11 protein-coding genes are annotated in these 15,501 nt (G+C 65.3%); 8 read left to right on the top strand and 3 right to left on the bottom strand.

Annotation, left to right across the window (positions count from 1 at the left end):
• Positions 1–186: 186 nt before the first annotated feature.
• The 3 genes from E4T66_RS19980 to E4T66_RS19990 are packed head-to-tail and all read right to left on the bottom strand — an operon-like array spanning position 187 to position 3,381.
• Positions 187–819 carry a hypothetical protein gene (locus E4T66_RS19980; RefSeq protein ID WP_136851639.1) on the bottom strand — a complete coding sequence of 211 codons (633 nt, stop codon included), beginning with the start codon at positions 817–819 and terminating at the stop codon, positions 187–189.
• Positions 816–1,487 (bottom strand): two-component system response regulator NarL, encoded by a 672-nt coding sequence (narL, locus tag E4T66_RS19985; RefSeq protein WP_136851641.1) that lies wholly within the window; start codon positions 1,485–1,487, stop codon positions 816–818. Before narL ends, E4T66_RS19980 begins: the two co-directional genes overlap by 4 nt.
• Positions 1,480–3,381 carry an ATP-binding protein gene (locus tag E4T66_RS19990; RefSeq protein ID WP_136851643.1) on the bottom strand — a complete coding sequence of 634 codons (1,902 nt, stop codon included), beginning with the start codon at positions 3,379–3,381 and terminating at the stop codon, positions 1,480–1,482. The genes narL and E4T66_RS19990 overlap by 8 nt, the downstream gene beginning before the upstream one ends.
• A 315-nt stretch (positions 3,382–3,696) precedes the next feature.
• On the opposite strand from E4T66_RS19990, the gene E4T66_RS19995 reads away from it, so the two are divergent.
• The 8 genes from E4T66_RS19995 to E4T66_RS20030 all read left to right on the top strand — a co-directional run bounded on the left by E4T66_RS19995 (position 3,697) and on the right by E4T66_RS20030 (position 15,491).
• The gene (locus E4T66_RS19995; RefSeq protein WP_136851645.1) at positions 3,697–4,935 is read left to right on the top strand and encodes an alginate export family protein; all 1,239 of its coding nucleotides are present in this window, start codon (positions 3,697–3,699) and stop codon (positions 4,933–4,935) included.
• Positions 4,936–5,099: 164 nt separating this feature from the next.
• Positions 5,100–6,509 (top strand): NarK family nitrate/nitrite MFS transporter, encoded by a 1,410-nt coding sequence (locus tag E4T66_RS20000; protein ID WP_136851719.1) that lies wholly within the window; start codon positions 5,100–5,102, stop codon positions 6,507–6,509.
• Between the two features lie 48 nt (positions 6,510–6,557).
• Positions 6,558–10,304 (top strand): nitrate reductase subunit alpha, encoded by a 3,747-nt coding sequence (locus E4T66_RS20005; RefSeq protein WP_136851647.1) that lies wholly within the window; start codon positions 6,558–6,560, stop codon positions 10,302–10,304.
• On the top strand, positions 10,304–11,851 hold the full coding sequence (gene narH, locus E4T66_RS20010; RefSeq protein ID WP_136851649.1) for a nitrate reductase subunit beta: 1,548 nt from the start codon (positions 10,304–10,306) through the stop codon (positions 11,849–11,851). The genes E4T66_RS20005 and narH overlap by 1 nt, the downstream gene beginning before the upstream one ends.
• On the top strand, positions 11,848–12,525 hold the full coding sequence (gene narJ / locus E4T66_RS20015) for a nitrate reductase molybdenum cofactor assembly chaperone (protein WP_136851651.1): 678 nt from the start codon (positions 11,848–11,850) through the stop codon (positions 12,523–12,525). Before narH ends, narJ begins: the two co-directional genes overlap by 4 nt.
• Positions 12,526–12,529: 4 nt before the next feature.
• The gene (gene narI / locus E4T66_RS20020) at positions 12,530–13,231 is read left to right on the top strand and encodes a respiratory nitrate reductase subunit gamma (RefSeq protein ID WP_136851653.1); all 702 of its coding nucleotides are present in this window, start codon (positions 12,530–12,532) and stop codon (positions 13,229–13,231) included.
• A complete protein-coding gene (locus tag E4T66_RS20025) occupies positions 13,228–14,127 on the top strand; it encodes a peptidylprolyl isomerase (protein WP_136851667.1) in 900 nt (299 codons plus the stop codon). The genes narI and E4T66_RS20025 overlap by 4 nt, the downstream gene beginning before the upstream one ends.
• 47 nt (positions 14,128–14,174) lie before the next feature.
• A complete protein-coding gene (locus tag E4T66_RS20030) occupies positions 14,175–15,491 on the top strand; it encodes an MFS transporter (protein ID WP_136851669.1) in 1,317 nt (438 codons plus the stop codon).
• Positions 15,492–15,501: the final 10 nt, after the last annotated feature.

Below are 15,501 nucleotides of genomic sequence, written 5' to 3' on the forward strand. Positions count from 1 at the left end.
GGAATTGAGGCGCCGGCACTTCGAGGGGATGGCCGGCAATGACCCGATTACGAGCCCGATCCTTGCGCGCAACAGAAAGCGGTGCGTCGCGTTCGTCCACGCGCGCTATGATCCCGAGTGAAACATAGCGGTGGCGCTGAACGAGCAGGTAGTATCCGCCATACCGCAGCGACGGTAAGCCGGGCGTCAGATCCAACCCAGTGCGCCGCCGAAGACCGCCAGCGCGCTTACGACGACGCCGGCCAGCGATCCAACAACGATCAGTTGCCGCCGTGTGCTGGCCATATCGTGTACCCGGTAGGCGACGACGTAGAACGGCAGGTAGCCGATCAGGAAGATCAGCCACGGGAAGCCGGCGTTCCAGTATCTCCAGTCCCAGGTCAGCGCACCGGCGCGGTTGAGCCAGACCTCGACCAGCACGCACGCGACCGAATTGACCACGGCGATGAGCCAGCGATTGTTGATACCGAGGACCCTCAGTCCACGGTCGGGCGGCAGCAGACGCACGGCATACAGACCCATCACCGCAAACATCAGACTGATCTCGATGTTGAGCCCGATCAGGATCACGTAGGCCGAGCTGCCCGGCGTGCCCCAGGCTGGAGCGAACTGGGTGAAGTGGAACAGCAGGCCGTTCCAGATTTCATTGATCCAGTCCATCAGCCAGAACGCGAGGGCGCCGAGCACAACGGACCAGCGCCGTTGGGCGATCTGATCGGCATACAGATACAGCACGATCAGCAGCAGCGGGATGACGTACCACTGGAAATGCGAGCCGTCGCGCAGCAGCGCGAGCGCCTGGGCGGAGGAGGGCGTCATGGCGTCTTGAGTTTCCCGGAGGGTGAGTCGCGCTCGATGTTCTCGACGGCCCACACGGCGGCCTCGACGCGCGAGCGCATGCGCAGCTTCTTCAGCAGGCTCTTGACGTGGACCTTGACGGTCGCCTCGGCGATGTCGAGCTGGCTGGCAATCAGTTTGTTGCTCCTGCCGGTCGCCAGCAGTCGCAGGATGTCGCGTTCGCGCGCCGTCAGTGCATCGGTTAGCGGTGGCAGTCCGCGGAGCGCGCGCGCCAGCAGCTCGGTCAGGCGGGGGCTGATCGTGAGGCGCCCCGCTGCGGCTTGCTCCAGGTGGGTCAGAATGTCTTCCGGTTCCATATCCTTGAGCAGGTAGCCGTCCGCGCCGGCGCGCAGTGCGGCAGTCACGTCGTCCTCGTGATCCGACACCGTCAGCATCACGACGCGGCTGTCCACGTCCAGCGCCTTGATCGCCTTGAGCGTGTCAATGCCGCTCATGCCTTTCATGTTCAGGTCCAGCAGAACCAGCGCCGGCTTCTGCGTACGCACCAGTGCAACGCCTTCGGCACCCGACGACGCACAGCCGGACAGGTGCAGCCGGTCGGACATCTGGATCAGATCGGCGACGCCGCGGCGGAACAGCGGGTGGTCATCGATCACGACCAGGTTCACGGCTACGTCGGATTCAGGCATGGGCGGCGACCTCGGTGTGCGCGCGCGTCGCGCCATCGGCGTTGGGGGGTGAGAACACCAGCTGCACCCGTGTGCCACCCTGCGCACGCGTGAACGCATGCAATGTGCCGCCGAGGCTGTGCGCCCGCTCGTCCATGATCGCGAGGCCGTAGTGCTGCGCGCGCATTGCGTGCGGCGGAATGCCGGTACCGTTGTCGTCGACCGTCACTGTGACACGGGGGGCAGCCGAGTCGTAGCTCACCGTCACTGAAGCCTGTGTGGCCTGAGCGTGACGCACGACGTTGGAGAGGGCCTCGCGCACGACTTGAAGAACGTGAATCTCCTTGTTTGGTGAAAGCTGACAGCGCTCCATGCGGTAGTTGAAGGCAATCGGAATGCCGCTGCGGTTCTGGAACTCGTGCACCGTGGCTTCCAGAGCCGGCGCAAGGCCTCGGCCGTCCATGCGCAGACGGAAGGTGCTGAGCAGTTCGCGCAGCTGGCGGTAGGCGCTGCCGACGCCTTCGCGCAGCTCCTTGATCACGCGCTGCGCGTCACTGCCCGGACCGTTCTTCTGCAGCACCGCATCCAGTCGGCTGGTCTGGATCTTGAGGTAGGACAGCGACTGCGCCAGAGAGTCGTGCAGCTCGCGCGCGATCACGGCACGTTCCTCGAACAGTGCCAGACGACGGCTCTGCTCTGCGCGTCGGCTGTTGGTGATGGCTGTGCCGATCTGTGCGGCCGCCGCCTCCAGGAGGCGCGACTGCCAGGCTTGCAGTTCGCGCGACAGGGTGCCGACCACAAGCACGCCGTAGGATTGTTCGTGGTCGCGGACGGGAAATGTGTGGCCGCTGTGGCGCGGACAGTGCTGCGGCAGGTGCTCGGCGACGGTCGACGCGGCGGTGGGCGCGCAGTCGTGACAGTGCGGGGCAGCATAGGCACTGGCGTCGCCCGCGTCTGCGATATGCGTGCCGGCCAGATAGAACGAGTCGCAGCCGTCGGCCGTGTTCAGGCAGATCGCGGTCGGGCCTACGCCGAGTGCGGTTTCCAGATCGGGCAGCAGCGCGCGCAGAGCGTCTTGTGGCAGAGGGTTCTGGTTCAGCCGGACGGCGACGCTGTACAGAAGCTCCAGTGAGCGGTTGCTGCGCTCCAGGTCGGTTGTTTTGATGCGCACACGTTCTTCCAGGTCCGCGTAGATCTTCGACAAGTCCTCGGCCATCGTGTTGAAGGCGCGGCCGAGTTGCCCGAATTCGTCCTCGGATTCGTAGGGCGTGCGCTGACTGAAGTCGCCGCGCCGCGCATGGCGTGCACATGCCAGCAAGTCGCGCAGCGGCAACAGCACGCGCACATGCATCATGTACATCGTGAGTACGACGACTGCCAGCGTCAGGAACAGCGAGACCATGTGGATCAAGTACAGCCAGCGCACCTTGGATTCGGTGCGACGCTCCAGCAGGCTGACGAAATCATCCACTTTGACAACGTAGGGCGCCACGCTGACCAGAAAGCGCTGCGCCCGTTCCGCATCGGCTGTCGTCGCCAGCAGCATGGGCCGGATGCGGTGGGTCCACTCTCCCGCGACGGCGATGTAGCTCGCACGCGCCTCGTCGTCGGGACCGGTCAGCAACACCGAGGTCAGCCGCGGGCTCGCCAGCCGGGCATCGTAGTCGGCCGCAAGCTGCTGGCGGACGGTCGCGCTGGTTTCACCCGATGCCAGGCGTGCAGCGATGAGATAGGACTGCATGCGCAGCGTGCCCGCCTGATTGATGGCGCCAGCGGCCCCCCGCATCGCTTCGGCGAAGAACACCGAACTCGCCATGCTGGCAAAGGCGAGCGCCGTAATCGTGCCCATCGCCAGAGCGAGCCGCAGCAGCAGGCTCCTCGCGGGTAGCGTCGGCAGCGTGTCCGGGTTCGTCATACGGTGCCGCGCCGGTCTTGCGAAGCTACCTCCAATGAGTTCGACGCCGTCATCGTAGCTGCTGCGGGCGCAGCAACCTTGATTCAAGTCAAGGAAAAACAGTGGTCTGCGTTGCGCGCCGGGAGTACCCCTTCTGAGGTAGTCGCCGACTCGCCCGTCTTCGGCGTTTGATCTGAGTCAAATCCAAACCCCACCACCGGCCGCAACCTGCGCCCGCTCGCACCAGCTGCTCGGCTTGGTGCTGAACTGTTGGTACGGCCTCGGCACCAATGCCGGGTTCAAGAACCCTAGAGACAACAGCGCAGAAAAGCTGACATGAACCGCCTGCAAACAACGATTCTGGGACTGGGTACGCTGGCGGTTGCCAACGCCGGTGCCGCGCTGGCGGGCGACGATTTGCCGGCGCTGCGCAGTGCGCTGGCGGACGGCAAACCCAATCTCGATCTACGGCTGCGCTATGAAAGCGTTGACCAGGACAACGCGCTGGAAGGCGCCGCCGCCGGCACGGTCCGCACGCGCCTGGGCTACACCACCGACCGCTGGAACGGGTTGGACGCGGGCATCGAGTTCGAGGGCGTCGAAGCCATCGGTGCGGAGCGCTACAACAGCACGCTGAATGGCCGCACCGGGTTCGCGACGGTTGCCGATCCCAAGGGCAACGAGCTGAACCAGGCCTTCGTCCGCTATGCCGGCCTCCCCGGTACCGTCGTCAAATACGGCCGCCAGCGCATCGTGCTCGACAACGCCCGCTTCGTCGGCAACGTCGGCTGGCGCCAGAACGAGCAGACTTTCGACGCCGCGCGGCTCACCGGCAACTGGATCCCGAAGACCACGATCGACTATGCCTTCGTCACCGACATCAACACCGTCACGTTTGCCGACCTGCGCCTGCACGGCCATCTGCTGAACGTTATCTACGCGCCGGCGCAGTGGCTGTCGCTGACCGCGTACGGCTATCTGCTCGACTGGTCGGCCAATGCCACGTCGGTGCCCAACGCGCCGGGATCGCTCAATCCGCCGCAGCGCGAGGACAGCCGGACCTTCGGCTTGCGTGCGACTGGAAGCATCGCGTTGGGGGCCGGCAAGCTGGTCTACGCCGCGGACGTCGCCCGCCAGTCCGATTACAGCGACTCGGCCATCGGCGAGTCGTCCTACCTGCTTGCCGAGCTCGGCTACGGCATTCCGGCCATCGGACTGAAGCTCGGCTACGAAGTGCTGGGCGGCGACGGCACCGACAGCTTCCAGACCCCGCTCGCCACGCTGCACGCCTTCCAGGGCTGGGCAGACCAGTTCCTGATGACCCCACGCGACGGCATCAAAGACAGCTACGCGCAGATCAGCGGCACGCTGTTCGAGAAGCTCGGCTGGCTGCTGCGGGGGCACCAATTCGCAGCCGACGAGGGCGGCCGCGACTACGGCGACGAGATCGACGTCCAGCTCACCTGGGCCTTCCTCGAGACACTGTCCGTCGGCGCCAAGTACGCCGACTACAACGCCAGATCCGTTTCCGTCGACACGACCAAGTCGTGGGCGTGGATCGAGTACAGATTTTAGGAAATCCGATATGGGCCATTGCAGAACGGTCGTCCTTGATACAGGTCAACGCGCAGCGCGCCCGCGCCGCCTAGCCTGCAGGGCAGCGAGGGCAGCGGATGACCGCGCCTGTGCTGGTCATCCCCACGCTTTCCCGGACTGGACATAGAGCCGATATGACCGATATGACAGCGACCCATGAACTCCTTGCCGGGCGTCGCGACGACGCTCTTCACGGCTGGCGTCCGGAGGATCCGGCCTTCTGGGCGGGTGGCGGCCAACGCGTAGCGAACCGCAACCTCGCCATCTCCATCCCGGCGCTGCTGCTGGCCTTCGCGGTATGGATGATGTTCTCGGCAGTGACGGTGAGCCTGCCCAAGATCGGCTTTGGATTCAGTACCGACCAGTTGTTCTGGCTGACAGCGCTGCCGGGGCTATCGGGCGCGACGCTGCGCATCTTCTACGCGTTCATGGTGCCGGTCTTCGGCGGCCGGCGCTGGACCGCCATCTCCACGGCCTCGTTGATGATCCCTGCAATCTGGCTGGGCCTGGCCGTGCAGGACCCGGGCACGCCGTTCTGGCATTTCGTGGCGATTGCCATCCTGTGTGGCCTGGGCGGCGGCAATTTCGCGTCGTCCATGTCCAACATCTCGTTCTTCTTCCCCAAGGCGCGGCAAGGCTACGCGCTGGGCATGAACGCCGGGCTTGGCAACCTCGGCGTGTCGGCGACCCAGTTCGTTATTCCGTTGGTGATCTCGCTGAGTCTGTTCGGCGCGATCGCAGGCGGTCCTCAGACCGCCGCCGGCGGTCAGACGCTGTACCTGCAGAACGCGGGGTTCGTCTGGCTTCCGTTCCTGCTGGTGAGCGCGGCCGCCGCCTGGTTCGGCATGAACGACCTCGCCGACGCCAGGTCCAGCTTCGCCGAGCAGGCGGTGATTTTTCAGCGCAAGCACAACTGGCTGATGTGCTGGCTGTACGTCGGCACCTTCGGCAGCTTCATCGGCTTCTCGGCGGGGTTTCCGATGCTGACCAAGACCCTGTTCCCGGCGGTGGACGTGCTGAAGTTCGCCTTCCTCGGGCCGCTGGTGGGGGCGCTGGCACGTTCGGCCGGCGGCGCACTCGCGGACAGGCTGGGGGGTGCGCTGCTGACCTTCTGGGTATTCGCGCTGATGATTGCGGCGGTGTTCGGCGTCGTCCACTTCCTGCCGGAAGCGGGGAGTGGCGGCAATTTCTACGGCTTTCTGGCGATGTTCATGCTGTTGTTCGTCCTGACCGGCATCGGCAACGCCTCGACGTTCCGCATGATCCCGGTGATCTTCCGCACGCTGCAGGAACGCACGCTCGGTGCGAACGCCAGCGTCGAGGAAAAAGCTGTAGCGATGCGCCGGGCCGGCATCGAGTCGGCCGCGGTGATCGGCTTCTCCTCGGCCATCGGCGCCTATGGCGGGTTTTTCATTCCCAAGAGCTACGGCTCCTCGATCGCGCTGACCGGCGGTCCTCAGGCAGCCCTGTACGGCTTCGTCGTCTTCTACGCGATCTGCGTGCTGGTCACGTGGTGGTGGTACTTCCGCAAGGGCGCGGAGTGTCCGTGCTAAGCGCGCGCGGACCGTGCGGATCGATTCGTTCTCCTGGAGCAGGCGCGTATGAGTAACTTCCTTGATCGACTGAACTTCCTGAAGCCGGCTCCGGCGCCGTTTTCCAATGGCCATGGGGCGACGCGCGACGAGGACCGCAGCTGGGAGGATGGCTATCGCCAGCGCTGGCAGTACGACAAGATCGTGCGCTCCACCCACGGCGTGAACTGCACCGGATCCTGCAGCTGGAAGGTCTACGTCAAGAACGGCCTGGTGACCTGGGAAACCCAGCAGACCGACTACCCGCGCACCCGTCCGGACCTGCCGAATCACGAGCCGCGTGGCTGCCCGCGCGGCGCCAGCTACTCGTGGTATCTGTACAGCGCCAACCGGCTGAAGTACCCGCTGATGCGCAGCGCGCTGCTCAAACTCTGGCGGGAGGCGCGCAAGACCCAATCGCCGGTGGACGCCTGGGCCAGCATCGTCGAAGACCCGGTAAAGGCCGCCAGCTACAAGTCCAGGCGCGGCATGGGCGGCTTCGTGCGCGTCACCTGGGACGAGGCCAATGAGGTGATCGCCGCTTCCAACCTGTACACCACCAAGCAGTACGGCCCGGACCGGGTCATCGGCTTCTCGCCGATTCCGGCCATGTCCATGGTCAGCTACGCCGCCGGCGCACGCTATCTGTCGCTGCTCGGCGGCGCCTGCCTGTCGTTCTATGACTGGTACTGCGACCTGCCGCCCTCCAGCCCGCAGGTCTGGGGCGAGCAGACCGACGTGCCGGAGTCGGCCGACTGGTACAACAGTCGCTACATCATCGCCTGGGGCTCGAACGTCCCGCAGACCCGCACTCCGGACGCGCACTTCTTCACCGAGGCGCGTTACAACGGCACCAAGACCGTTGCCATTACGCCGGATTACTCCGAGGTCGCCAAGCTCACCGACCACTGGCTGCATCCGAAGCAGGGGACCGACGCCGCGCTGGCGTTCGCATTCGGCCATGTGATCCTGCGCGAGTTCCATCTCGACCAGCCTTCGCAGTATTTCCAGGACTACTGCCGTCAGTACTCCGACATGCCGCTGCTGGTGAGACTGGACCGGCACGCGGACGGCAGCTACGTCGCCGGCCGCTTCCTGCGGGCGAGCGACCTCGACGGCGCGCTGGGAGAGACCAACAACCCGGAATGGAAAACACTCGCCTTCGACGAGCTCAGCGGCGAGCTGGTTGTGCCGCAAGGCTCGGTCGGGTTCCGCTGGGGCGAGAAAGGGCGCTGGAACATCGAGCAGCGCGACAGCCGCGGCCGCGAGACCCACCTGTGCCTGAGCCTGGCGGAAGCCTGCGACGACATCGTCGAAGTCAGCTTTCCGTATTTCGGTGGCGTCGAGAATGCGTACTGGAACAGCAACAAGCAGCAGGATGTGCTGAAGCGCAACTTGCCCATGCGCAAGATCATGTGCGCCGGTGGCAGCGAGATCCTGGTCGCCAGTGTCTACGACCTGCTGATGGCGCAATACGGTCTCGACCGCGGCTTCGGCGGCGATCACGTGGCCAAGAGCTTCGATGACAACGTCCCCGGCACGCCGGCGTGGCAGGAGCAGATCACCGGCGTGCCGCGGGCGGAGGTGATCCGGATCGCCCGCGAGTTCGCGCGCACCGCAGACAAGACCCGTGGCCGCAGCATGATCATCGTCGGTGCCGCGATGAACCACTGGTATCACAGTGACATGAACTACCGCGGCCTGATCAACATGCTGGTCATGTGCGGCTGCGTCGGCCAGACCGGCGGCGGCTGGGCGCACTACGTCGGTCAGGAAAAGCTGCGTCCGCAGTCCGGTTGGGCTCCGCTGGCCTTTGGCCTGGACTGGAGCCGGCCGCCGCGGCAGATGAACGGCACCTCGTTCTTCTATTTCAACTCCAGCCAGTACCGCTACGAAAAGCTCGACGTCAGCGAAATTCTCTCTCCGCTGGCCGATCCGAAGAAATACGGCGGCTCGCTGGTGGACTACAACCTGCGCGCGGTGCGCATGGGCTGGCTGCCTTCGGCGCCGCAGCTCAACTGCAATCCGATGAAGGTGGTACGCGAAGCCGAGGCCCGGGGTCTCGATCCCGTACAGCACGCGGTGGCGCAGTTCAAGTCCGGCGCGCTCGATTTCGCCTACGCCGATCCCGAGGCGCCGGAAAATTTTCCGCGCAACCTGTTTATCTGGCGTTCCAACCTGCTCGGCTCCTCGGGCAAGGGCCACGAGTACATGCTCAAGCACTTGCTCGGCACGCGCCATGGCCTGCAGGGCAAGGACCTGGGTGAGCGCGGCGCCGCCAAGCCGCAGGACGTCAAATGGCATGACGATGCCCCGGAAGGCAAGCTCGATCTGCTGGTCACGCTCGACTTTCGCATGTGCACCACGGCGCTGTACTCGGACGTCGTGCTGCCGACTGCCACCTGGTACGAGAAGAACGATCTCAATACCTCGGACATGCATCCCTTCATCCACCCGCTGTCCAAGGCGGTGGACCCCGCCTGGGAGGCGCGCAGCGACTGGGACATCTTCAAGGGGATTGCGCACGCCGTGAGCGAAATAGCGCCGGGTGTGCTCGGCGTTGAAAAAGACTTGGTGCTGGTGCCGACGCTGCACGACACGCCGAACGAACTGTCGATGCCATTCGGAGTCACCGACTGGAAACGGGGCGAGTGCGAGCCGGTTCCCGGCCGGACCATGCCGTCGATGGTCGTGGTCGAGCGCGACTACCCGAACCTGTCCCGAAAATTCACCTCGCTGGGCCCGCTGCTCGACAAGCTCGGCAACGGCGGCAAGGGCATGAGCTGGGACACCCAGGATGAAGTGAAATTCCTCGGCCAGCTCAATCACAGCGTGACCGAAGCCGGCGTCAGCCAGGGTCGCCCGCGGATCGAGACGGCGATCGATGCCTGCGAGGTGATCCTGCATCTGGCCCCGGAGACCAACGGTCATGTCGCGGTCAAGGCCTGGGCGTCGCTGGAGACGTTCACCGGGCGCCACCACACCCACCTGGCGGAAGGCAAGGAGCACGAAGCGATCCGCTTCCGCGATGTGCAAGCACAGCCGCGCAAGATCATCTCCTCGCCGATCTGGTCGGGTCTGGAGGATGAACATGTCAGCTACAACGCCGGGTACACCAACGTGCACGAGCTGATCCCGTGGCGCACGCTCACCGGTCGCCAGCAGCTCTACCTCGATCACGAGTGGATGCTGGCCTTCGGCGAGGGTCTGATGGGCTACCGTCCGCCGGTCAGCACGAAGACCATCGCGCCGATGCTGGGCCGGAGGCCCAACGGCCATAAGGAGATCGTGTTGAACTGGATCACGCCGCACCAGAAGTGGGGCATCCACAGCACGTATTCCGACAACCTGATCATGCAGACGTTGTCGCGCGGCGGGCCGATCGTGTGGCTGAGCGAGGACGACGCGAAAAGCGCCGGCATCGAGGACAACGACTGGATCGAGCTGTTCAATGTCAACGGCGCCATCGCCGCCCGTGCAGTGGTGTCGCAGCGCGTGATGAACGGCATCGCGATGATGTATCACGCACAGGAACGCATCATCAATACACCCGGTTCGGAGATCACCGGCACCCGCGGCGGCATTCACAATTCGGTCACCCGCGTTGTGGTCAAGCCGACGCACATGATCGGCGGTTACGCACAGCTCGCTTACGGCTTCAACTATTACGGCACCGTCGGTACCAATCGCGACGAGATGGTGGTTGTGCGCAAGATGGACCGGATCGAATGGCATGACGGCGAGCCCATTCCGGCCAGCGCAAGGGAGGTGGTGTGATGAAAGTCCGTGCCCAGATCGCGATGGTGCTCAACCTGGACAAGTGCATCGGCTGCCACACTTGTTCGATCACCTGCAAGAACGTGTGGACCTCGCGCGAAGGCGTCGAGTACGCCTGGTTCAACAACGTCGAGACCAAACCCGGCATCGGTTATCCCAAGGAATGGGAGAACCAGCGGAAATGGAACGGCGGCTGGGTGCGCAACGGCCGCGGCCGGCTGCAGCTCAAGGCCGGCGGCCGCTGGCGCATCCTGTCCAGGATCTTCGCCAATCCCGACCTGCCGCAGATCGACGACTACTACGAGCCGTTCGACTTCGACTACCAGCATCTGCACCAGGCGCCGGAAGGCCAGCACCAGCCGACCGCGCGCCCGCGCTCGCTGATCTCCGGCGAGCGCATGCAGAAGATCCACTGGGGCCCGAACTGGGAGGAGATTCTCGGCACCGAGTTCGCCAAGCGCAGCAGGGATCAGAACTTCGACAGCGTGCAGAAGGAAATCTACGGCGCGTTCGAGAAGACTTTCATGATGTACCTGCCGCGCCTGTGCGAACACTGCCTGAACCCGGCCTGCGTGGCGGCCTGCCCGAGCGGCGCGATCTACAAGCGCGAGGAAGACGGCATCGTCCTGATCGACCAGGACAAGTGCCGCGGCTGGCGCATGTGCGTCTCGGCCTGCCCGTACAAGAAGATCTATTACAACTGGAAGAGCGGCAAGTCCGAGAAGTGCATCTTCTGCTACCCGCGCATTGAGATGGGCGAGCCGACAGTGTGTTCGGAAACCTGCGTGGGCCGCATCCGCTACCTCGGCGTGATGCTGTACGACGCCGACCGCATCGAGTCTGCGGCCGCGGTGCCGTCGGAAAAAGACCTGTACCAGGCGCACCTGGATCTCTTCCTGGACCCGACCGATCCCGCGGTGATCGCCGCCGCCCGCGCCGAGGGCATCCCGGACAGCTGGCTGGAGGCCGCCAAGGCGTCGCCGGTGTACAAGCTGGCCATCGACTGGAAACTGGCGCTGCCGCTGCATCCCGAGTACCGCACCTTGCCGATGGTCTGGTACGTGCCGCCGCTGTCGCCGATCCAGGCGGCCGCCGACGCCGGCACGCTGGGCACGAACGGCGAGATCCCTGACGTCAGATCGTTGCGCATTCCGGTGCGCTATCTCGCCAACCTGCTCACCGCTGGCGACGAGGCCCCGGTCATCCGCGCGCTGGAGCGCCTGCTGGCGATGCGCGCCTGGCGTCGGGCGATGAACGTCGATGGTGTCGAGGACACCGCGGTGCTGACGCAGGCCGGCCTGACCGTGGCGCAGGCGCAGGAGATGTACCGCTATCTCGCGATCGCCAATTACGAGGACCGCTTCGTCATTCCAAGCGCGCACCGCGAGTACGCCAACGACGCTTTCGGCGAGCGCGGCGGCTGCGGCTTCACTTTCGGCAACGGCTGTTCGCCGTCGTCTCCGGCTGAGGCCCTGTTCGGCGGCCGCCCCAGCACCACGTATCAGGTTCCGCCGAACCGTCAGACGGTCGAGGGGAAGAAAGCATGAAAGTTCTGAAGCTGATCGGCGTGCTGCTCGATTATCCGGCGGAGGCGCTCTGGGAACACCGCGAGGAGCTGCTCGAAGCTGCGGGCGACGAAGTGCTGGCGCCGGCGCGCAGCCTCCAGTTGTCGGAATTCGTGCGCGAGCTTCTGGAACTCGATCCGATGGCGGCCCAGGAGCGCTGGCTGGGTCTGTTTGACCGCGGCCGCCACATGAGCCTGCTGCTGTTCGAACACGTTCATGGCGAATCGCGCGACCGCGGCCAGGCCATGGTGGATCTGATCGCAACCTACCGCAGCAGCGGCTTCGAGCTGGCCGCACGGGAGCTGCCGGATTATCTGCCGCTGGTGCTGGAGTATCTGTCGCAGCGTCCGCTGGCCGAAGCGCGCGACTGGCTGCAGCACACCTCGCACATTCTGAAGCTGCTCGCCGCGCGCGCGGCCGAGCGCCGCAGCCCTTATGCCGTGCTGTTCGAGGCCCTGGTTGAAATCGCTGAGGGCAAAGTGGAGCTGGAAATCGCGCGGCGCTGCGCGATCGCCGAGCCCCGCGATGATACCGCCGAGGCCATGGACCAGGTGTGGGAGGAGGAGGCCGTGCGCTTCGGTCCCGAGGCGCCCGCCACGGACTGCAAGCCGCCGCAGCGGCCGGTTGTGCAGGCGCAGAGTTCCGATCACAGATGACGCCATGAACTACCTGAATACGTTCTTCTTCCAGATCTACCCCTACATCGCCCTCGCGGTGTTCGCGATCGGCAGCTGGGTACGCTTCGACTATGACCCCTACACCTGGCGCACCGGGTCCAGCCAGCTACTGTCCGGAAGGTGGATGCGCCTGGGCAGCAACTTGTTCCACATCGGCGTGCTCGCCATCCTCGCCGGCCATTTCGTCGGACTGCTGACCCCACATGCGCTGTACGAACCTTTCATCAGCGCTGGCAACAAGCAGCTGCTGGCCATGGTCGTCGGCGGCATCTTCGGCGTGATGTGTTTCATTGGCCTGACCATCCTGCTGCTGCGCCGCTTGTTCAATCCGCGCGTCCGCGCCACCTCGAGCTTCCGCGACATCCTGGTGCTCGTGCTGCTGTATGCCCAACTGCTGCTCGGCCTCGGTTCGATTTTTGTGTCGTCCGGGCATATGGACGGAGGGCAGATGATCAAGCTCAGCGAGTGGGCGCAGCACATCGCCACCTTCCGCCTCGGGGCGGCGGGCTTCATGCTCGACGCGCACTGGATCTTCAAGGCGCACGTGACGCTCGGCCTGACCCTGTTCCTGATTTTTCCGTTCACGCGCCTGGTGCATATCTGGTCGATTCCTCTCGGCTACCTGCGGCGCCCCTACCAGGTGGTGCGCAAGCGACAAGCGCCGGTGGACTACGCCAAGCCATGACCAAGTTGCGCGACCTCCCCGTTGTCGTGAACGCGGGCGCATTGCCGGAAGCGACGCAGACCAAGGCCGCGGCGCACGTGCACGTTCACGCCAACGCCCCCAGCCGGCCGCTGCCTGGCCCCGCGCCTGTCTACGTTCGGGTGGCCGACGCTGAGATCAGCGAAGCCGAGATCGCCCGCGAGATGCAGCATCACCCGGCGACCAGCCCGCAGCGCGCGCGTGCCGATGCCGCGCGCGCCCTGGTGGTTCGCGAGCTGCTGCGCCGCGAGACCGAGCGCCTGGGCCTGCCCGCCGAGGTCGAACCGGCGGACGGAGAGCCCCTGGAAGAGGCTTGCATCCGCGCGCTGATCGAGCGCGAGGTGGCGACGCCGGAACCCAGCGAAGAGGCCTGCCGCCACTACTACGAAAACAACCGCGAGCGCCTGCGTCAGCCCGACCGGGTTCGCGCCCGGCACATCCTGCTGGCCGCGGCGCCCGGCGACGACAGCGCGCGCGAGCACGCCGGCCAACTGGGCAAGGAGTTGATCGCCGAACTGCGCGAGCATCCGGAGCGCTTCACCGAGTTCGCCATGCGCCACTCGGCCTGTCCGTCCCGCGACGACGGCGGCGAGCTGGGCTGGATCGAGCGCGGCCAGACCACGCCGGAGTTCGAGCGCCAGTTGCACGTGCTCAAACCTGGCCTGGCAGGCCTCACGATTGAGTCGCGCTACGGCCACCACGTGGTCTGGGTTGACGAGACCGTCCGCGGCGCGGCGCTGAGTTTCGACGAGGCCGCCGACCGGATCGCCGCATATCTGGAAACGCAGGTCAAGCAGAACGCCCTGCACCAGTACCTGCAAATCCTGCGCGAGCGTTATCCGGTCATTGGCCTGGACGAGCTGGAGGCAACGGCCTGACTCGGCGCCTCGACGCGACTCGAATCTCACTCAGCCAGGAAATCAGCATGCAAGTCCACGCCAGCGTCGGCTCCGGCCAGCAGCAGGTGGCCCTATGGGGCAGCACCTTCGCCTTCACCATCTGCTTCGCCGTGTGGACGATTTTTTCGATCATCGGCGTGCAAATCAAACAGGAACTGGGCCTGAACGACACCCAGTTCGGTCTGCTGGTGGCGACGCCGATCCTGACCGGCTCGTTGAGCCGGCTGGCACTGGGCATCTGGACCGACCAGATCGGCGGCCGCATCGTGTTCACCGCGGTGATGCTGTGCGCCTCTGCGGCGACCTGGTTCCTGACGACCATGTCCAGCTACGAGGGGTACCTGTTCGCGGCCCTGTTGGTCGGCATCGCCGGCGGCTCCTTCGCGGTCGGCATTGCCTACGTCTCCAAGTGGTTTCCCAAGGAGAAACAGGGCACGGCACTGGGCATCTTCGGCGCCGGCAATGTCGGCGCGGCGGTGACCAAACTCGGCGCGCCCCTGGTCCTGGTCGCCTGGGGCTGGCACGCCGTGGCGCAGATCTGGGCGACGGTGCTGGCCGCGACCGCCATCGCGTTCTTCCTGGTGACCCGGGACGACCCGCAACACACTGCGCGCCGCCGCGCCGGGATCAGGCCCGAGCCATTCCTCAAGCAGCTCGAACCTTTGAAGAACCTGCAGGTCTGGCGTTTTGGTCTGTACTATTTTTTTGTGTTCGGCGCTTTTGTCGCGCTGGCGTTGTGGCTGCCGCGCTATCTCATCGGCGCCTACGGGCTGGACATCAGAACCGCCGGCCTGATCGCGGCCTGCTATTCGATCCCGGCCAGCTTGTTCCGCATCGTCGGCGGCTGGCTGTCGGACCGCTACGGTGCGCGCAGGGTCATGTACTGGACCTTTGGCGTCGCGGCGGGCTGCACCTTTCTATTGTCGTACCCGTCCACCAGCTATGTCGTCAGCGGGGTGAAGGGGCCGATCGAATTCACCCTGGCGATGGGCGTCGTGCCATTCACCGTGCTGGTGTTCGTGCTCGGCTTCTTCATGTCGCTGGGCAAGGCCGCGGTGTACAAGCACATCCCAGTCTATTACCCGGACAACGTCGGCGCGGTCGGCGGCGTGGTCGGCCTGATCGGCGGCCTCGGCGGCTTCTTCCTGCCAATCGCCTTCGGTGCCCTGAACGACCTGATTGGGGTCTGGACCAGTTGCTTCATGCTGCTGTTCGTGCTCGTTTCGATTGCACTGGTGTGGATGCACTTCGCGATCCGGCGCATGGATCTGGCCCGGCACCCGGAAGTCGGCCGCGACACCGACCTGCCGGAAATCATGGCCGCCGTACAGGCGGGCAAGTGACCGCCCGGCC

Origin of the sequence: Sinimarinibacterium arenosum (genome assembly GCF_005047655.1) — a bacterium.
Taxonomy (GTDB): Bacteria; Pseudomonadota; Gammaproteobacteria; order Nevskiales; family Nevskiaceae; genus Solimonas.